1 protein-coding gene is annotated in these 532 nt (G+C 64.8%); it reads right to left on the bottom strand.

Annotated elements, in window-relative coordinates; all coding sequences use genetic code 11:
• Window positions 1-105: 105 nt before the first annotated feature.
• A partial coding sequence (locus tag L979_RS16425; protein WP_047692722.1) for a CDP-alcohol phosphatidyltransferase family protein occupies window positions 106-532 on the bottom strand: 427 nt, incomplete at its 5' end.

Below are 532 nucleotides of genomic sequence, written 5' to 3'. Positions count from 1 at the left end.
TGCCAATACTCAGCCCCCTGGCCGATGCCGCCGATATGGCTGCCTGGGCCGCTGCGAACACGGTGTCCGCGTGGGCCTCCTCACGACGGTCCATGTGCATCCGCCTCAGCTGTTGTCCACGGGGCATCCCGCGGCCAGGGCGTCACGGCGCAACTGCCATGCCTTGATCACGTAGTCGATGCCGGTCACTACGGTGGAGATCAGCGCCAGGGCCATGAAGAACCACCCGAGCCACGCCCACCAGGCACCCACCACGGGCACCAGCGGCAGGATCATGACCAGCAACGCGATGGTCTGCAGGACGGTCTTGAGCTTTCCACCCTTGCCGGCTGCCATGACCCCGTAGCGGATCACCACAAAGCGCATGAGGGTGATGCCCCATTCGCGCACCAGGATCATGATGGTCACCCACCACCACAACTCACCCAGCATGGAGAGCACCACGAAGGCCGCGCCGGTGAGCAGCTTGTCCGCAATGGGATCGGCGATCTTGCCGAAGGATGTGATCAGACCACGGGCCCGGGCGATGTCG

Source organism: Kocuria sp. ZOR0020 (genome assembly GCF_000800955.1).
GTDB lineage: Bacteria > Actinomycetota > Actinomycetes > Actinomycetales > Micrococcaceae > Kocuria > Kocuria subflava.
This window is presented reverse-complemented; position numbering and strand designations above follow the sequence as displayed.